At 70.5% G+C, this 17,587-nt stretch carries 19 protein-coding genes and 1 tRNA gene; 12 read left to right on the top strand and 8 right to left on the bottom strand.

The window, feature by feature from the left end; translation table 11 throughout:
• Nucleotides 1-20: 20 nt before the first annotated feature.
• From AC1ROY_RS23840 to AC1ROY_RS23825, 4 genes are all read right to left on the bottom strand, one after another.
• A complete protein-coding gene (locus AC1ROY_RS23840; protein WP_493151395.1) occupies nucleotides 21-581 on the bottom strand; it encodes a GNAT family N-acetyltransferase in 561 nt (186 codons plus the stop codon).
• A 101-nt stretch (nucleotides 582-682) separates the two neighbouring features.
• Nucleotides 683-1,309: a hypothetical protein gene (locus tag AC1ROY_RS23835; RefSeq protein ID WP_493151394.1), complete on the bottom strand. Its 627-nt coding sequence runs from the start codon at nucleotides 1,307-1,309 to the stop codon at nucleotides 683-685.
• Nucleotides 1,309-1,953: a hypothetical protein gene (locus tag AC1ROY_RS23830; protein WP_493151393.1), complete on the bottom strand. Its 645-nt coding sequence runs from the start codon at nucleotides 1,951-1,953 to the stop codon at nucleotides 1,309-1,311. Before AC1ROY_RS23830 ends, AC1ROY_RS23835 begins: the two co-directional genes overlap by 1 nt.
• On the bottom strand, nucleotides 1,940-2,455 hold the full coding sequence (locus AC1ROY_RS23825; protein WP_493151392.1) for a hypothetical protein: 516 nt from the start codon (nucleotides 2,453-2,455) through the stop codon (nucleotides 1,940-1,942). The genes AC1ROY_RS23830 and AC1ROY_RS23825 overlap by 14 nt, the downstream gene beginning before the upstream one ends.
• Nucleotides 2,456-2,806: 351 nt before the next feature.
• On the opposite strand from AC1ROY_RS23825, the gene AC1ROY_RS23820 reads away from it, so the two are divergent.
• A complete protein-coding gene (locus AC1ROY_RS23820; protein WP_493151391.1) occupies nucleotides 2,807-3,256 on the top strand; it encodes a cupin domain-containing protein in 450 nt (149 codons plus the stop codon).
• Between the two features lie 160 nt (nucleotides 3,257-3,416).
• Here the strand turns inward: AC1ROY_RS23820 and AC1ROY_RS23815 are convergent.
• Nucleotides 3,417-3,493, bottom strand: a tRNA-Arg gene (locus tag AC1ROY_RS23815).
• 126 nt (nucleotides 3,494-3,619) lie between these two features.
• Here AC1ROY_RS23815 and AC1ROY_RS23810 point away from each other — a divergent pair.
• The 5 genes from AC1ROY_RS23810 to AC1ROY_RS23790 all read left to right on the top strand — a co-directional run bounded on the left by AC1ROY_RS23810 (nucleotide 3,620) and on the right by AC1ROY_RS23790 (nucleotide 7,504).
• Nucleotides 3,620-4,564 carry a Bug family tripartite tricarboxylate transporter substrate binding protein gene (locus AC1ROY_RS23810; protein ID WP_493151390.1) on the top strand — a complete coding sequence of 315 codons (945 nt, stop codon included), beginning with the start codon at nucleotides 3,620-3,622 and terminating at the stop codon, nucleotides 4,562-4,564.
• A gap of 62 nt (nucleotides 4,565-4,626) precedes the next feature.
• On the top strand, nucleotides 4,627-5,592 hold the full coding sequence (speB, locus tag AC1ROY_RS23805; RefSeq protein WP_493151389.1) for an agmatinase: 966 nt from the start codon (nucleotides 4,627-4,629) through the stop codon (nucleotides 5,590-5,592).
• Between the two features lie 8 nt (nucleotides 5,593-5,600).
• Nucleotides 5,601-6,503 (top strand): CatB-related O-acetyltransferase, encoded by a 903-nt coding sequence (locus AC1ROY_RS23800; RefSeq protein ID WP_493151388.1) that lies wholly within the window; start codon nucleotides 5,601-5,603, stop codon nucleotides 6,501-6,503.
• 386 nt (nucleotides 6,504-6,889) lie between these two features.
• On the top strand, nucleotides 6,890-7,045 hold the full coding sequence (locus tag AC1ROY_RS23795) for a hypothetical protein (protein ID WP_493151387.1): 156 nt from the start codon (nucleotides 6,890-6,892) through the stop codon (nucleotides 7,043-7,045).
• A gap of 54 nt (nucleotides 7,046-7,099) precedes the next feature.
• Nucleotides 7,100-7,504 (top strand): DUF6481 family protein, encoded by a 405-nt coding sequence (locus AC1ROY_RS23790; RefSeq protein WP_493151386.1) that lies wholly within the window; start codon nucleotides 7,100-7,102, stop codon nucleotides 7,502-7,504.
• Nucleotides 7,505-7,530: 26 nt separating this feature from the next.
• Here AC1ROY_RS23790 and AC1ROY_RS23785 read toward each other — a convergent pair whose 3' ends face one another.
• Nucleotides 7,531-7,734 (bottom strand): hypothetical protein, encoded by a 204-nt coding sequence (locus AC1ROY_RS23785; RefSeq protein WP_493151385.1) that lies wholly within the window; start codon nucleotides 7,732-7,734, stop codon nucleotides 7,531-7,533.
• A 183-nt stretch (nucleotides 7,735-7,917) separates the two neighbouring features.
• On the opposite strand from AC1ROY_RS23785, the gene AC1ROY_RS23780 reads away from it, so the two are divergent.
• The 6 genes from AC1ROY_RS23780 to AC1ROY_RS23755 all read left to right on the top strand — a co-directional run bounded on the left by AC1ROY_RS23780 (nucleotide 7,918) and on the right by AC1ROY_RS23755 (nucleotide 15,135).
• Nucleotides 7,918-8,682 carry an arginyltransferase gene (locus AC1ROY_RS23780; protein WP_493151409.1) on the top strand — a complete coding sequence of 255 codons (765 nt, stop codon included), beginning with the start codon at nucleotides 7,918-7,920 and terminating at the stop codon, nucleotides 8,680-8,682.
• A 103-nt stretch (nucleotides 8,683-8,785) separates the two neighbouring features.
• A complete protein-coding gene (locus tag AC1ROY_RS23775) occupies nucleotides 8,786-10,399 on the top strand; it encodes an ABC transporter substrate-binding protein (RefSeq protein WP_493151384.1) in 1,614 nt (537 codons plus the stop codon).
• A gap of 82 nt (nucleotides 10,400-10,481) precedes the next feature.
• Nucleotides 10,482-11,492 (top strand): ABC transporter permease, encoded by a 1,011-nt coding sequence (locus AC1ROY_RS23770; protein ID WP_493151383.1) that lies wholly within the window; start codon nucleotides 10,482-10,484, stop codon nucleotides 11,490-11,492.
• Complete coding sequence (locus tag AC1ROY_RS23765) at nucleotides 11,489-12,352, top strand: ABC transporter permease (RefSeq protein WP_493151382.1); 864 nt, start codon at nucleotides 11,489-11,491, stop codon at nucleotides 12,350-12,352. The genes AC1ROY_RS23770 and AC1ROY_RS23765 overlap by 4 nt, the downstream gene beginning before the upstream one ends.
• Complete coding sequence (locus tag AC1ROY_RS23760) at nucleotides 12,349-14,361, top strand: ABC transporter ATP-binding protein (protein ID WP_493151381.1); 2,013 nt, start codon at nucleotides 12,349-12,351, stop codon at nucleotides 14,359-14,361. Before AC1ROY_RS23765 ends, AC1ROY_RS23760 begins: the two co-directional genes overlap by 4 nt.
• Nucleotides 14,362-14,418: 57 nt before the next feature.
• On the top strand, nucleotides 14,419-15,135 hold the full coding sequence (locus AC1ROY_RS23755; RefSeq protein ID WP_493151380.1) for a L,D-transpeptidase: 717 nt from the start codon (nucleotides 14,419-14,421) through the stop codon (nucleotides 15,133-15,135).
• Between the two features lie 66 nt (nucleotides 15,136-15,201).
• Here the strand turns inward: AC1ROY_RS23755 and AC1ROY_RS23750 are convergent, their stop codons facing one another.
• Nucleotides 15,202-16,158: a Bug family tripartite tricarboxylate transporter substrate binding protein gene (locus AC1ROY_RS23750; protein WP_493151379.1), complete on the bottom strand. Its 957-nt coding sequence runs from the start codon at nucleotides 16,156-16,158 to the stop codon at nucleotides 15,202-15,204.
• Entirely contained in the window at nucleotides 16,158-17,576 is a 1,419-nt protein-coding gene (locus AC1ROY_RS23745) for an MmgE/PrpD family protein (RefSeq protein ID WP_493151378.1), read from the bottom strand. The genes AC1ROY_RS23750 and AC1ROY_RS23745 overlap by 1 nt, the downstream gene beginning before the upstream one ends.
• Nucleotides 17,577-17,587: the final 11 nt, after the last annotated feature.

Genomic DNA, 17,587 nt, shown 5'->3' with positions numbered 1-17,587 from the left:
CCGGAGACCCGCCGGGACGGTCACGCCGGCCCGGCGGCCAATAAGGCGAGGTCGCGCCAGCCATAGGCGACCTCGACCAGGGTGGCCTCCGGTCGCCGGTCGACCTTCTCGGCCGGCAACAGCTCGCCGCCGAGATGCGCGTAGAATCCGCGGGCGGCCGCGTTCCCGCGCAGCACCCACAAGCTCGCCGCCGCATGCCCGCCGTGTCGCAGCGCAGACGCCATGTCCCGCATCAGGGCACCACCGAGGCCCAGGCCCTGGTGCGACCGGAGAAGGTAGATCGCGCTGATCTCCGCATCGAAGCCCGCCTCCCGCAGGCCCTGATCCCGCTGCCGGCAGGTCGCGCCGAAGCCCACGATGCACCCGCCCTCTTCGGCGATGCGGACGGCCGTCCCGTCGAAGGCGGAAGGATCGCGCAGCATCCGGGACCAGGTGGCGGCCCGGCCCTCAGCCGACAGGCCCGCCAGCATCCCGTCCGGCACGAGGCCCGCATAGGTCTCGCGCCAGGCGGCGACGTGCATGGCGCCAAGGCCCTCGGCGTCGTCCGGGGATGCGTCGCGGAGCGAAATGGAGGGCGTCATTCGTTCCCCGAGGCGCGGAAATACGCCTCGACCGCGAAGGTCGATTTTCCCGCCCCGGCGCAGCCGACCACGAGCACCCTCTGCATCTGTTTTCTCCAGGCTCAGCCCCGCGAGAGCTCCCGCATCCAAGGCAGGAAGCCGTCCAGGAACTTCGTGGTCGCCGGCATGAAGTGGCTGCCGTGGTGGTAGAAGGGGTCCAGCGTCGCGACCATCAGCCGGCCCGGCGCCGAGACGCGGTCGTCGTAGAACAGCGCACCGCCCGTGTCGCGCCCCTCCGGATCCGCGGGCACGGCGATGAGCGTCTCGGCGCCGGCGGGCGGCGCGAGCACGCCATGGAAGTGCCAGACCGCGTCGGCCGGCGCGATGTGGCGGAAGAGCTCGTGATCCGGCCGCGGATAAAGGTGCGGCGGCACGGCCCCCGGCTCCAGCCACCACCAGAAGTTGGTCGGGCGCGGCAACCAGGCGACGCCCGGCAGCCAGCTCTCCGACTCGTTCTCGCCCAGCACGACCAGGGTGCCGCCGCGGCGCCAATGGTCCAGCAGCAGCCCGGCATGCCGCCGCAGCAGCACCGGGTTGTTCCGATCGGCCACGAGCAGCACCGAGACGCCGTCGAGCGAGTCCGGCGCCAGCTCGGGCGTGTAGATCACGCGGTCGAACAGCGCGCGGTAGCGCGGGCCGTGGATCGCGTCGTGGTGATAGTAGGTCCCGCCGTCCAGCACCGCGAGCATCAGGCGATCTCCGTCCGGTCGAGGATCCAGGCGAGCAGTTGCGGCGCGATCCGCCCGGCGGAATCGCCGCTGCCGCCGCCGAACTGCCAGAGGTCGTTGCCGCCGTGCAGCAGCGCGCGCCCCGCGCCCACGCGCCAGAGGATGTCCAGAGGCATGCGCTGCGGGCCAAGGCTGTGGACCACCAGCGCGCCTTCCGGCGGCTCGTGCCAGCCGCGGCCGTAGAAGCCGGCGACGCCGCGGCGGAAGGTGAGGTCGCGCGCGGTCACGCCCTCCCAGATCGCGTGCTCCGCCTCGCGGTGGATCTCGAGGTCCCGCAGATGGCCGGCGGCCGCGGGGTGGAAGAGCGAGACGCCCGGCAGGAAGGGGTAGGCATGGTGGCCGCTCGCCACCACCGTCCCGCCCGCGCGCAGGTAGCGCTCCAGCCGGTCCGCGCGGGCTGCGAGGAAGCGCTGGTCGCTGTGCATGCCGATGAGCAGGCCGGCGAAGTCCTCCAGCGGCGTGTCGTCGAGCGCATACTGGTCCAGGGCGACGACCTGGCGCTCCGGCGTGGAGAAGCGCCGCAATGCCGCCCCGGCCTCGCCCGCGTGGCCGCAGGTGAGCAGCAGCGCCGTGCGTGGGGCAGCCGCGATCTCAGCGGTATTCATAGAGCGCCTCGGGGGCCTCCTGCAGCACGCGCGCGGCGATGCTGCGCTTGAGGGCGGCGGCCTCGGCCCGGGTCTCGGGGGTGTGGCGCTCCGCTGGCGTGCCGACCAGCTCGAAGAAGCGGTCCGGCAGGACGCCCGGACGCAGCGCAGCCTGGACCGTCCGGTCGCCGAGCGTGATCCGGAAGCTGTAGGAGATCTCCAGGTGAGGGTTGAGGCGCGCCTCCGGCAAGCTGCGGTCCACCTGGTAGGCGCCGCGCGTGGTGGCGCGGGTGACGAACTCGATCGCGTCCCGCACGCCGGGGCCGGGATGGCCGCTCAGCACCGAGAGCTGCACCCTCGGCGCCGGACCCTCAGGCGAGAGGCGGGCCAGGGCGCCCCGCAGCCCCTGGTAGGTGAGCGCGAGCATCGCGAGGGCCGCATGCCCGTGATAGGCGGCGGCGCCCTCGTAGGTGAGGGTCAGGGGCTCGCCCTCGCTGAGGACGATCAGGCTGGTGTCTGGCAAGGAGGTGCGCCTCGGATCCGGTTTGGACCGCCGAGTGGCGATCTATTGCAAATGATACGCAATTGCATATCTGGAGGACAGGGGGTCGCGGCCTCAATCGATGCGCGGCCCGGGCAACCGGCGGCGGAAGCGCGCGGCCCATGTGTCCGGAGCCGACGCGCCCTTCCCCACCCGCTGCAGCATCCCCTCGAAATCGATTGCCACCGCGTCCGCCTGTCGGGCTACCTTCATGGCGAGGAAGCCGAACGGTTCGGGCGACGGGTGCGACCGATTCCGACGGCGCGGAAACCGGGGCGGACGGGCGCCTCCCCGGCCGCAGTCCCGGCCTGAGCAACGCCCGGAGGAACGCTCATGTTCAAACGCGCGCTGCTGCTGGCGATGCTCTCCCTGTCCGCGATGGGCCAGGGGCAAGGGCAGAGCCTGGATCCCGCGGCCATCGCCTTCCGGTTGCCGGACCAGATCCCCTGGGGGCCGGTGACGGCCAACGGCAATCAGCAGGCTGTGCTGGTCGGCGATCCCTCGCGGCCCGGATTCTATGTGGTGATGACGCGCTGGCTGCCGGGGCATATGTCCCGCCCGCACTCCCATCCGCATGACCGCTTCATCGCCGTGCTCTCGGGCACCTGGTGGATGGGGACCGGCACGGAGTTCAACCCCGCCGCCACGGTTCCGGTCGGCGCGGGGAGCTTCGTCACGCATTTCGCGCGCGGCATCCATTACGACGGCGCCAAGGACGAGCCGACGGTCCTGCTGATCATGGGCGAAGGTCCGGGGACCTCGACGCCGGCCGCACCTCGGTAGCTGCCGGCGATTTCGGGCGGCATGCGCTGCCCGGGTGCAGTCGGGCCGCTGGCGGAGCAGCGGGTGAACTGGGCGGCCTCCTCAACCTAGGACGGCCCCCGGGCGCACGACGTGACGAGCGCTCGGCCCCGTGTCGCTGATCGGATGCTTCATGGAAAATTGGCGGACCCGAATGGATTCGAACCATCGACCTCTGCCTTCGGAGGGCAGCGCTCTATCCAGCTGAGCTACGGGTCCCGACCGCCGCCTCAGTAGCGCATGCGCCCGCGTCGGGGAAGTACCGCTTCACGGCGACGCTCCGCAGGACCTAGGCTCGCCGCTCGAGCGGCCGACAGACGCCGCCGAACAGGGAAGGACACCTCCATGCGACTCCTGCTCGCCGGCGCCATGACGCTCGGCCTCGCGCTGCCGGCCCAGGTCCGGGCGCAAGCCCAGGCGCCCATCACCCTCGTCGTGAACTTCGTGGCCGGCGGGCCCACCGACCTCATGGGCCGGATCCTCGCGCCGGAGCTTTCGGCCGCGCTCGGCGCCCAGGTCGTCATCAAGAACACCGCCGGGGCCGCGGGTGGCATCGGCGCCGCCGAGGTGGCGCGTGCCCGCCCGGACGGGCAGACCCTGCTCATCTCGCCGATCGCCGCCATGGCGATCCAGCCGCATTTCCGCGCCGACCTCCCCTATCGCCCCGCCGATTTCGCGCCGATCTGCCAGGTGGCTGACACGCCCGTCGTGGTGATGTCCGCGCCCGACAGCCCGATCCGCGACATTCCGATCCTGCTCAGCCGCGCCCGCGAGGCCCGCGGCGCCTTCAACTTCGGTTCCACCGGCCCGGGCTCGCTGCCGCATATCGCGACAGTGGCGCTGGCCCGCGCGGCGGGCGTCGAGATGACGCACGTGCCCTATCGCGGCAATGCGGAGGCGGTGACGGCGCTGCTACGCGGCGATGTCTCCATCTTCGCTGACCAGCCCGGCACGCTGCGCGGCAACAACCTGCATGCGGTGGCGATCATGTCCGAGCGCCGTGTGCCGGAATTTCCCGACACGCCCACTCTGCGCGAGCACGGCCTGAACATCGTCTACTCCATCTGGTCCGGCGTCTTCGCCCCCGCCGGCACGCCGCCCGAATTCCTGGTTCGCGCGGAGGCCGCCTGCCGCCGCGCCCTGGCCGCGCCGGCCGTCATCGCCGGCTTCGATCGTCTCGCCACACCCATCGTCTTCCGCGGCCAGCGTGACTTCGCCACCTTCTGGGCCGCCGAGCTCGAAAAATTCCGGGGCGTGGTGCAGACGGCAGGCCTGCGTCCCGGCGACTGAGTCGGCTTGCCCGGGCGCGACGCGACGTTCAGGCTCTCCAGGCGCAGCCCTGAGGAGCGAGCATGCCGAACGACGTCCTGCGGCCCGTGGACGGGCTGGTTACCCCCCGCTTCGCCGCGCCGGCCAGCTTCATGCGCCTACCCATCCGCGAATCGGCGGAGGGGATCGACATCGCAATCCTCGGCATCCCTTTCGACGGTGCGGTGACCAATCGCCCCGGCACGCGCCACGGCCCGCGCGCGCTGCGCGACGCCTCGACGCTCATGCGGCGCGTGCATCCCGTCAGCCTGGTCGAGCCCTACAAGCTCTGCCGCGTGGCTGACCTGGGCGATGCCGAGACCAACCCGGTGGACGTGATGAAGACGCTGGAGCTGGTCGAGGCGCGCGTCGCCGCCATCCGCGCCACGGGCGCCTGGGTGCTGGGCGCGGGCGGCGACCACCTCATGTCCCTGCCCCTGCTGCGCGGCCTGAAGCGTGCCGCGCCGGAGCTGCCGCCGCTCGGCATGGTGCATTTCGACGCGCATTCCGACACGGCCGACACCTATTTCGGCGGCAGCCGCTACACGCACGGCACACCCTTCCGCCGCGCCATCGAGGAGGGGATCCTCGATCCGAAGCGCGTCGTGCAGATCGGCATCCGCGGCACACTCTACGAGACCGACGACATGGAATGGGCCATGGGCGCCGGCATCCGCATCCTCCGCATCGAGGAATGCGAAGAGCTGGGGCCGGAAGGCGTGATCGCCGAGGCCCACCGCGTGATCGGCGACGGCCCGGCCTACCTCACCTTCGACATCGACAGCCTCGACCCGGCCTTCGCCCCCGGCACCGGCACGCCCGAGGTCGGCGGCTTCACGCCGCGCGAGGCCATGCGCCTGCTGCGCGGATTGCGCGGCCTGAATTTTCTCGGCGCGGACCTCGTGGAGGTCTCGCCGCCCTTCGATCCGCTCGGCAACACGGCCATGGTCGGCGCCACGATGATGTTCGAGATCCTGTGCCTGCTGGCGGAAACCCGGACCAAGGGCTGAGGCGCCCCATGGCGAAGCGCCCGAAGCCCGGCATCCCCTCGCCCACGGACTGCTGGCAGGTGGTCATGCCGGGCGAGGAGCAGCCCTGGCTGATGCGCTTCCTCCCCGAGGGGCGGATCGTGCCGGAGCCGAACCCGCTCGGCGCCAGGGCCTGGCTGGCCGATAGGAGCGACCTCCTCCTGCTCCGGGGCCCACGGCGGCGGCCCCGCCAGCTCACGCCCCAAGGCGACGGCTTCGTCGGGCTCGACGGGCGCGGCCGGGAGTTCTGCCGCGTCACCCGGATCGACTGGCGGGACCGCCCTCACCACACCAGGACCCGCGACAGGTTCCAGGCCTTCATCGAGACCTCCGGCTGGGAGATCGGCGACCACACCTACGGGGCTCCGAAGGTCTACGAGGCGAACCTGGCCCGGCTGCGCATCGGCAAATTCACCTCGATCGCAGGAGGTGTCGTCATCGCGCTCGGCAACCACCGGACGGATTCCGTTTCCTCCTACCCCTTCTGCGCGCTGCGTCAGTACTGGCCGAGCGCGCCGCCGGGCAACGAGGACCATGTGACGCGGGGCGACGTGACGATCGGCAACGACGTCTGGATCGCCGACGGGGCCTTCATCGGTTCCGGCGTCGCGATCGGCGACGGGGCGGTCGTCGCCGCGCGGGCGGTGGTGACACGGGACGTGCCGGACTACGCGATCGTCGCCGGGAACCCGGCGCGCCCGATCGGACGGCGCTTCGACGAGGCGACTGCGGCCCGCCTCAAGGCGACCGCCTGGTGGGACTGGCCCGACGAGAAGGTGGACCGCCATCTGCCCTGGATCCTCTCCGGCGACATCGAGGGCTTCCTGGCCGAGGCCCGGAAAGGACACGGCAAGGCCGGCGCCGGGCGGAAGCGAGTCAAATCCACGCCATAGGCGGCGAAGCCGCACCGGACGCCCCTTCCTCGCCGCTCCCGCCGACGAGACAAATATTCCGGAAAAAATCGATAAATTCCGGCCAAACAGGCCGGCCATCCGGAGTTCCCCACCTTTCTCGCCGACATCAGGAATGGAGGTTTGCAGCAACCGTTTGCGGCTTCTGCCAATCGTCACACGAAAATTCTTGCCATTCCGGCTCCCGCCCCCTACAAGGGCGCATCAGCCTTTTTGGCTCGGGCCCGCATGTCTGACGCAGATCTTGCGTCCATCGCCGGCCCTCTCACGGAAAGATTGATCCGGTGTCCAGTCCTGGACAGCGGACGAACCATATCGATCAAGGATACGGCAGGGTGCCAATGAGAGCGCCCGCCGGAAACACACACATGAATCACTTTCAGACCAACCATCACGTCCAGAACAGCGCGGGCATCCACTCCAAGCAGCAGCTGCCCCAGGTGAAGTCGCCCTCCGAGGCGGCTTCCTCCATCGGCCTGTCCCAGGCCGAGCTACGCGACATCGTCCTCGCCATTCTCGGCTGAGGCGGCGCCGCGGCCTCCCCACGACCTTCACATACAGGAAACCACCCCATCTCCATGCAAAGCCCACAGCGCGACCGCCATCAGGATCGCGCGAAGGCGTCGGAAGCGGCGCGCAAATCTGCCCAGGCACGGTTCGCTGCGCTCTTGCCACGACAGGACGACCCCGCCGTCATCGCACGGACCGAAGAGCGCGTGGCTCTCGCCGAAGCGCGGCGGGAACGCATCGCGAAGCGCGAGGCTGAGGTTCGCGCCGCGGCGGAAGCCCAGGCGCTCGCTGCCGCCGAGCTTGCAGCCGCCGCGGCGGCCGAGGCCGCCGCCAGCCGTGCCCTTGCGGAGGAGGCCGAGCGCGAGCTCGCCGCCAATGCGCTCGCCGCAAAGACCAAGGCCATCGCGCTGGTGAAGGAACAGAAGCTGGCGCGCGACGCCCGATACGCCGCGCGGCAGGCACGACGGAAGTAGCTCCATGCGGCCAGGCCGCCCCGGCGTCAGCCGGGCGCGGCCTCGCCCAGGATCTCGCTCTGCCGCACCATCCGCTCATGCCCGTCGCCCACGTGCTTGACGTGGTACTCCCAGTCGACGCCGTCATTGGCCAGGATGCGCAGCACCTTGTACGGGCCGCTCTTCGCCTTGAAGAAGCCGTTCGCGATCAGGGCGACGCTCTGACCGACGCAGAATTTGTGGCGAGCCATTCCTGTTCCTTCCATTTGCGCGGAAGGTCGCCTGGATGGCTCCGCCTTGGGGTGAGATGGGGCCGCGCGCCCCGGATTGCGACGGCACCGCGGGCGAATCGTCAGCGGCGCTCGATCGGCCGCTCGGCGGTGCCCGCGGCCGTGTCGCGCGATCCTATTGAAATCCCCCGCACAAGCGGCGAGATTGGAGCCTTGCAAAGCCGCACCCGACGCCCGCAGTTCTTCTACACTACGACGCCACTCCCCTGCCCCTATCTGGCCGGCAGGACGGAGCGGAAGATCGTGACCGAGCTCACGGGCCCGGATTCCGAGGCCTTGCACGACAAGCTCTCGCGCGCCGGCTTCCGCCGCAGCCACAACATCGCCTATTCGCCGGTGTGCCCCGGCTGCCGCGCCTGCATCCCCATCCGCGTCCGCGCGGCCGATTTCGTGCCCAACCGGACGCAACGGAAGGTGCTGGCCCGCAACGCCGACGTCGAGGTCCGTGCCACGCCCGCCCGCGCCACGGCCGAGCAATTCTCCCTGTTCCAACACTACCAGCAGACCCGCCACGCCGGCGGCGACATGGCCGCGATGGGCTTCTACGACTACCGCGCCATGGTCGAGGACACGCCCATCACCACGGGGATCGTGGAGTTCCGTGAGCCGGGCGGGCGGCTGCTCGGCGGCTGCCTGACCGACTGGCTCTCCGACGGGCTCTCCGCCGTCTACAGCTTCTTCGCGCCCGAGGAGGACCGCCGCAGCCTCGGCGCCTTCGCCGTGATGTGGCTGCTCAACGAGGCGAACCGCAGCGGCCTGCCCTACGTCTATCTGGGCTACTGGGTCCCGGAGAGCCGGAAGATGTCCTACAAGGCCGGCTACAAGCCGGCCGAGGTTCTGGTGCAGGGCAGCTGGCGCCCGCTCGGCGAGGAGATCCCGGCGACCGGAGAGGCCGTCATCGCCGGCTGAGCCAGGCTAAGCCACGTGTTTTCCCCCTTCCCCGCCGCCCCCGCAACGACCTAGCATCTGCGCCGCACGGCCCGGATACAGGGCCGCCCAGGGGGAATCCGCCATGTCCGTCACGTCACTCTCGCGCCGCGACCTCGGGCGGCTTCTGGGCGCCACCGCCGCGACGCTGCCGCTTCTGCCGGGGGGCCACGCCCTAGCGCAGGCGCGGGGAAACACCCTCGTCATCGGCCTCGACATCTCGGACACCATCACCTTCGACCCGGTCCGCCAGGCGCAGTACACGCCGCCGATGACGCTGGCCGCCTGCTACGACAGCCTGATGACGCTGGAGGCGAACGACCTCATCAACCCCAAGCCCATGCTCGCGACCTCCTGGGCGCGCACGCCCGACGGCAAGGGCTGGCGCTTCACCCTGCGGCCCAACGTGCGCTTCGCCAGCGGCGCGACCATGACGGCGGAGGACGTGAAATTCTCCTTCGACCGCATCCTCGGCATGCAGGAACAGACGCAGCAGTACATCAAGGCCGTCGATCGCGTGGAGGTGGTGGACGCGCAGACCGTCGACTTCATCCTGAACTCCCCCAACGCGCCTGTGCTGCCGATCTTCTGCAACCCCGGCTGCGGCATCACGGAAAAGGCCGTGCTGACGCGCCAGGGCGCCACCTCCGGTCCCGGCGCCAAGGACACCGACCGCGCGACGGAATGGCTGAACAACAACTCCGCCGGCACAGGTCCCTACCGCCTCGCGCGCTGGGAGCGGAACGGCCAGATCCAGCTCCAGCGCAACCCGAATTACTGGGGCACGGCGCCAGCCTTCGAGCGCGTCATCATCCGGCATTTGTCCGATAGCGCCGCGCAGCTCCTCGCGGTACGTCGCGGCGACGTGCATGCGGCCTTCAACCTCATCCCCGAGCAGATGGCGACGCTGCGCGGTGACCCGAACGTGCGGATGGAGCGGCTGCCGAGCCTCGACTTCGTCTACATGGCCGTCACGCAGAACCCGGCTGCCAACCCGGTGCTGGCGAAGAAGGAGGCGCGGCACGCGATCGGCCACGCCATCGACTATGACGGCATCCTCAACAACCTGCTCGGCGGTGTCGCCCTGCGTCCCGCGCATTTCCTGCCGATCGGCGTGAACGGCAGCACCGAGCAGATCGCGCGCGAGATCGGCTTCAAACAGGATCTCGACCGTTCCAGGCAATTGCTCCAGCAGGCCGGCGTGCCGGACGGCTTCGAGATGGAGATCGCCTACGGCAACGCGGCCGTCGCCGGCATCTCCTACCAGGTGCTGGGGCAGAAGCTGCAGGCGGATCTCGGGCGCGTCGGCATCCGCGTGCGGCTCAATCCGATGGACCAGGTGAACATCCGCACCGTCTACACCCAGGGCCGCGAGGCTGGCGGCGTGCTGACCTTCTGGAACCCGCCCGCCGTCTGCAATGACCTCTGGGCGAGCGCAGTGGTGGAGCGCGTCGCGAGGCGCGTCCATTGGACGGTGCCGCCGGAAATGACCGACCTCGTGAAGCGCGCCTCGGAGGAGCAGAACCTCGACACCGCGGCGAACCTCTGGATCGAGTGGCAGCGCAAGGTGGTGGACGAGGCGCACCACTTCATCCTGTTCCAGCCGATCTACCAGATCGCGGTGCGCAACAACATCAAGGCCTTCCCCCTGACCGCCGCCGGATGGCAGCTCGAGATGGCGCACGTGACTCCTGCGTAAGGGGCCGTTCCCTTAACGCACCGAAGTTGATTGCGGTCCTTCGCCGAGGGCAGGATGGCCGCAACAGGGGAGTTCACGTTCATTGCCGCGATATATCGCGACCCGATTGCTGTCCGCCGTCGCGATGGCGCTGCTCGCCAGCCTGGTGGTGTTCCTCATCTCCGCGCTGGTGCCGGGCGATCCCGTGCTGGCGCAGCTCGGCGACATCCAGGCCTCCAACCCGCAGACGGTGCTGGAATGGCGGGCGAAATGGGGCCTCGATCTGCCGCTGTGGGAGCGCTACGGCATTTTCCTCCAGGGCCTGGTCCATGGTGACCTCGGCATCTCGATTGCCACGCGCCGCCCGGTCCTCGACGACATCGTGCAATACGCGCCGGCGACGGTGGAGCTCGCCACCATCGCCTTCCTGCTGGCGATCGGCGTGGGCATCCCGCTCGGCATCGCCGCCGCCGTGTGGCGCGACACCTGGGTGGATTCCCTGGCTCGGGCGATCTCGCTGCTGGGCGTCTCGGCGCCGACCTTCTGGCTCGCCTTCATCATGCTGGCGATCTTCTACGGCTGGCTCGGCTGGGCGCCGGGCCCGGGGCGCATGGACCCCATCGCCTTCCCGCCCGAAGGACCGACGGGACTCTTCCTGCTCGACGCCGCACTCGCCGGCGACTGGGAAGCCTGGTGGGACGCGGCGGCGCATCTCATCCTGCCGGCGGTGGTCCTGGCGGCGGCGACGATCGGCCTGATCACGCGCACGACGCGCGCCGCGATGCTCGACGCGCTGGGCCAGGACTTCGTGCGCGTGGCGCGCGCCAAAGGATTGAAGGCGCGCGTGATCGTGCTGCGCCACGCGCTGCCCAATGCGCTAGTGCCTGTCGTGACGCTGGGCGGCCTCGCCTATGCGAACCTGCTCGCGGGCGCGGTCATGACGGAGACGGTGTTCTCCTGGCCCGGCCTCGGACGCTACACGTTTCGGTCCGCCGCCGCGCTGGATTTCCCGGCGATCATGGGGATCACGCTGGTGGTCTCGGCGACCTACCTGCTGGTGAACCTGCTGGTGGACCTCTCCTACGCGGCGCTGGACCCCCGGGTGCGGCGTTGAGCGCCACACTGGTCGCCATGCCGGCGACACGGCCGCGCTGGCGCCGCCGGCTGCGCCGCTACGGGCCGGCCTGGGTGGGCAGCGCGATCGTGCTCGCCTGGATCCTCATTGCGCTCTTCGCGCCGCTCATCGCGCCCTACCCGCCGCATGCGCAGGACATCGTGAACCGCCTCGCGCCGCCCTCAGCCGCGCATTGGCTCGGCACCGACGTGCTGGGTCGGGACGTGCTCTCGCGGCTCATCTTCGGCGCGCGGCTCTCGCTGCTCGCGGGCTTCTCGGTGGTGCTGCTGGGTGCGGCGATCGGCGTCACGATCGGCATCGTCGCGGCCTGGGCGCGCGGCTTCGTGGACGAGGCGCTGATGCGCTTCACCGACCTCGTGCTGTGCTTCCCGCCGATCATCCTCGCACTCGCCATCGCCGCTGCGCTCGGCATCGGCAGCACCAACACGATCCTCGCCATGCTCGTCGTCTGGTGGCCGAAATTCGCGCGCCTCGCTCGCGCGCTGGCGCTGGTGCAGCGCAGCCAGGAATACGTCGAGGCCGCGACGGTGCTGGGGCTGAAGCCCATCCGCATTCTCGGCCGGCACATCCTGCCCAACACGCTGGGGCCGCTCGCCGTGCTGGTCACGCTCGACCTCGGCAATGCCATCCTGACCTTCGCGGGCCTCTCCTTCCTCGGCCTCGGCGTGGTGCCGCCGACGCCGGAATGGGGCTCGATGGTCGCCGAGGGGCGCGAGCTGGTGGAGCAATGGTGGGTCGCGGCCTTCCCGGGCTTCGCCATACTGACCGTCGTCGTCGGCTTCAACTTCCTCGGCGACGGTCTGCGCGACTGGCTCGACCCACGGACACGCGGACGTTGAGGAATCCCGGCACCGTCCCCGTGCTGGAGGTCACGGACCTCCAGACCGTCTTCCTCACCGATGCCGGCGCCGTGCGCGCGGTGGACGGGGTCTCCTTCACCGTCGGCCCCGGCGAGACGCTCGGCATCGTCGGCGAGAGCGGCTCGGGCAAGAGCGTGACCGCGCTCTCGCTGATGCGCCTGCTGGAGGAGCCCGCGCGCATCATCGGCGGCTCCGTCCGCTTCCAGGGCCGCGACGTGCTGGAGATGTCCGGCGAGGAGCTGCGCAGCTGGCGCGGCGATCGCGCCGCCATGGTCTTCCAGGACCCGATGACCGGGCTCAACCCCGTCATCCGCATCCTGCGCCAGGTGACGGAGCACATGGTCTCGCACGGCCGCCAGACGCCGGCGAAAGCGAAGCTGCGCGCGGTGGACCTGCTGCGCCGGATGGGCGTGGCCGCGCCGGAGCGCGCGGCGGCCTCCTTCCCGCACCAATTCTCCGGCGGCATGCGGCAGCGCGTGATGCTGGCGATCGGCGTCGCGAACGATCCCGCGCTGCTCATCGCCGACGAGCCGACCACGGCGCTCGACGTCACCATCCAGGCACAGATCCTCGACCTGATGCGCGGGCTGAACCAGGAGTTCGGCACAGCCATCGTGCTCATCTCGCACGACCTCGGCGTCATCGGCACGGTCTGCCGGCGCGTGGCCGTGATGTATGCGGGCGAGATTGTCGAGGAGGCGGAGACGGCGGCCGTCCTTACCGATCCGCGCCATCCCTATGCCTGGGCGCTGGTGAATGCGGTACCGCGGCTGGACAGCCCGGCGGGGGCACGGCTGGTCTCCATCGAGGGCGGGCCGCCGAGCGCGCTCGACCCGCCGCCCGGCTGCCGCTTCGCCGCGCGCTGCCCCTTCAAGCTCGCGCGCTGCGAGACCGACCATCCCCCGCTCATGGAGGTCGCCCCCGGCCGCCGCGCGCGCTGCTGGGTGACGATGGACGGCAGCCCCCTCCCCCCGCCGCCCATCGCGGCCGAGGCCGCCTATCGCACGCCCGCGCCCGAGGAGCGCCCGTTGCTGGAGGGGCGCGACCTGGTGAAGCATTTTCCCCTCAGCCGCATCGGCTTCTTCGGACCGGTGCCCGTCGTGCATGCCGTGAACGGCGTAGACCTGACGCTGCGTCGCGGAGAGGCGCTGGGCATCGTGGGCGAGAGCGGCTGCGGCAAGTCCACCCTCGCGCGCCTCGTCACGCGGCTGCACGCACCGACCTCCGGCACGCTGGAGTTCGACGGGCAGGACATCACGAACTTCACCGCCGCCGAAATGCGCCCCCTGCGCCCGCGCATGGGCATGGTCTTCCAGGACCCCTACGCCTCGCTCAACCCGCGCATGACCGTCGGCGACGTGCTAGCCGAGCCGCTGCTGGCCCATGGCCGCGCGAAGACGAAAGCCGAGGCGCGCGGGCGCGTGCTGGACCTGATGGCGACCGTCGGCCTCAAGCCGGAATGGGCGCAGCGCTTCCCACATGAATTCTCCGGCGGGCAGCGGCAGCGCGTCTCCATCGCGCGCTCGCTGGCGCTGGAGCCGGACCTCGTGGTCGCGGACGAGCCGGTCTCGGCGCTCGACGTGAACGTGCAGGCGCAGGTGCTGAACCTGATGCTGGACCTGCGCGAGCGGCTCGGCCTGTCCTACCTCTTCATCGCGCACGACCTCGCCGTGGTGCGCGCCTTCTGCGACCGCGTGGCGGTGATGTATCTCGGCCGCATCGTCGAGGAAGGCCCGGCGCATGAGCTTTTCGCGCGGCCGCTGCATCCCTACACGGTGGCGCTGACCTCGGCCGTGCCCGAGCCGGGACGCGAGCGCGTGATCCTGGCGGGTGAGCCGCCCTCGACGCTGTCGCTGCCGACAGGCTGCGCCTTCCGCGCGCGCTGCCCCGTGGCGCAGCCGGTCTGCGCGGAGGTGAGGCCGCCGCTGGCGGAACTGGGGGCGGGGCGGAAAGCGGCGTGCCACTTTCCGGGAAGCTTTCACGCTTGATGCAGGTGCGGCGATGCGTTGAACTTGCGGAGGTCTTCATAAGGATTCTGACCCCGCATGAGCCTTGACCGGCGGAGCCTCCTGGCCGGCTTCCCCGCGTTGCTGACCGCCTGCGCAGCGCCGCAACCTCCGCAACGTCAGCCCTTGGCCGAAGCCGCGCCCCCACCCGTCGCGCCGCCAAGGCCGGTCTTCGTCCCGCCCGAGGAACTCCCCTACCGGACGATCTATGCGGCCAGCGGCCGCGAGCGCTTCGCGATCCCCGCGGTCGACCTGCAACGGATCGATCCCCGTTTCCTGCGGCGCGAGGTCGCCTATCCCCGCGACGAGGAGCCGGGGACCCTCGTGGTCGATACCGGCGCCCGCTACATCTACCTGGTCCAGGAGGGCGGCAGCGCGATGCGCTACGGCATCGCGGTGGGCCGCGAGCAGGCCTTCAGCCTGACCGGCGAGGCCACTGTCGAGCGCAAGGCGGAATGGCCGAATTGGCGTCCCACGCCCGAGATGCTTCGGCGCGACCCGCAGCGCTACGGCCACCTGCGCGGCGGGATGCCCGGCGGCGGGCGCAATCCGCTCGGCGCGCGGGCGCTCTACCTCTACCAGGACGGCTACGACACCTATTACCGGCTCCACGGGACCGTCGAGCCCTGGACCATCGGCACCATGGCCTCGGCAGGCTGCGTCCGCCTCATCAACCAGGATGTCATCGACCTTTATCGGCGCGTGCCCCTGGGGACGCGGGTGATGATCCTCCCCCCGGACGAGTCCGTGGCCTGACGGCCTTGAAGTGAGCCCTGGCGAACGAAAAGGCGCCGGCGGCATCGGGGCCTGTGGCCCCGGCCCCTACTCCATCCGGATCTGCATCTGCGCCAGCTTGCGCCCCCAGAACGCAGTCTCCTCGCGGATCGCCGCCGCGAATTCCGGCATCGAGCGCTCCGGCGGCGGCTCCATCCCCTCGACGGCGATGCGCCCACGAAACTCCTCGGTGGCGATGACGCGGCGCCCGGCCGCCTCGTAGGTCGCGATGACCGCCGCTGGCGTCCCATGCGGCACGAAGACGCCGTGCCAGCCGTTGATGACGGCGCCCTGCAGCCCCGCCTCGGTCAGCGTCGGCACATCCGGCAGCGCGGGCAGCCGGTGGTCGCCAGTCACCGCCAGCGCCTTCAGCTTGCCCTCGCGCACCAGCGGGATGGCCGGCGCCGGCGAGCTGAAGATCAGCTGCACCGTGTGCGACACCACGTCGAGCAGCGCCGGCAGGCTGCCGCGATAGGGCACGTGCTCCATCTGCACCCCCGCCGCATCCGAGAAGACCGCGGCGGCCAGGTGGTTGTTGCTGCCGACGCCCGCGCTGGAATAGGCGAGGTTCCGGCGCTTCGCGAGGTCGATCAGCTCGGCGAGCGTGTTCACGCCGAGGTCGGGGTCCACCGCCAGCACGTACTGGTAGGAGGCGGCCTGCGTCACCGGGATCATCGCCGCGACCAGCTCGTTCGCGGAATTGGGCTGGAGGTGCGGGTTCACCACGATATGCGTGCTGACGCAGTAGAGCAGCGTGTTGCCGTCCGGCCGCGCCCGCGCCGCATAGACCGTGCCGATATGGCCCGCGGCACCGCTGCGGTTCTCGACCACGACGGTGCGGCCCAGCTCGCGCGCGAAGAGCTGCGCGAAGCTGCGGCCGACGATGTCCGTGCCGCCGCCAGGCGCATAGGGCACGACCATGGAGACGGCCTGCGGCTGCGCATAAGCCGCGCCGCCGATCAGCGGCAGCGAAGCGACGCCCTGAAGCAGATGGCGACGCTGCATCACTCGGCCGCCTTCGCCAGGGCCTGGCGACGGTCGGCGCCGAGGATCGCGAGCAGCGGCCCGGCATCGGTCAGCGTCTCGAAGCCGTCCACCAGAGCGATGATGCGCTCGGCCTCGGCCCCGGGGATCAACCCAGCGACGTTGCCGCGGAACTTTTCCCGGACTTCCTCGACGCTCACGGGATTCTCCGGGCTGCCGCGGCGCGCCAGCTCCTCGTGGAACAGCTTCGCGCCGCTGCGCGTCGTCACCGTCATGCGGCAGGCGTGGCGGAAGGGCGCGCCCATCGCCTCGATCTCCGCATCGTCATACGCGGTGATGAGGGTGATGAACTTCAGGATGTCGGGATCGGCGAGCCGGTCCTCGGTGAGGTCGGCCGTGGTGATCTTGCCCTTCAGCGCCGTCACCGCGAGGCCGTAGAACAGGTTCATCTGCGCCGCCGTGATGCCCGCCGGCTTGTAGGCCCAGGCCGTGTGCACATGGGTCATGTGGCTGCAGGACACGTCGATCGACGCGATGTCGGCGGCGGTAAGCTTGTGCTGCGCCATCAGGATGCGCAGCGAGTCCAGCGCGCTGTGGATGCTGGTCACCGTCGGATACATCTTGAAGCCGACATTGAGCGTTTCCCAGGTCGAGCCCAGGCCCTGCGTCAGCTTCTCCGGCGCCGGCTTGCTGGAGAAGGAGCTGAGATAGCCGCCATAGCCCGCCTCCAGGATGTTGCTGATGCCGGTGAAGCCGCGCGAGGCCAGCTCCGCCGCCAGCACGCCCGACTGCGCCGCGCGGCCGGCATGCAGGCGCTTCACCATGGCGCCCTCCTGCGCCGCCATCAGCCCTGCCGCGCAGGAGCCGGCGATGCCGAGGCAGTTCTGCATCTGGCCGGCGTCCAGCTTGCGCATCTTCCCCGCGGCCGCCCCGGCCACGAAGGTGCCGCTGGTGCCCTGCGGATGGAAGCCGTCGAGGAAAAGCGCCATGGTCGCCGCATTGCCGACTCGCGTGCCGACCTCGTAGCCGGCGACGATGGCCGTCAGCATGTCGCGCCCGGTTGCGCCCTCGGCCTCCGCATAGCCCAGCGCGATCGGCGAGGTCAGCGAGTTCGGGTGCAGGATGGACTCCTTGTGCATGTCGTCCATCTCGAAGGCGTGGCCGGCCGTGCCGTTCACCAGCGCCGCCTGCGACACCGAGCCCTTCAGCCCCGTCCCCCAGAGCGAGGCGGCGGGCCTGCCGCCCTCCACCTCCACCGTGGCCTGCAGGATGCGCGTCCAGGGCAGCGCCGAGCCCTGCAGGCAGACGCCGATGCCGTCGAGCAGGCAGAGCTTCGCATGCGCGACGACCTCGGCCGGGAGGTCCTCGTAGCGAAGGTTCGCGGCGAAGCGCGCAAGGTCGCGCGTGGCGTTTTCGAGAAGGGGCGGCTTTTCGCTCATGCTGGCGTTCC

The sequence above is a fragment of the Roseococcus sp. GW821-FHT12F05 genome (assembly GCF_058806835.1).
This window is presented reverse-complemented; position numbering and strand designations above follow the sequence as displayed.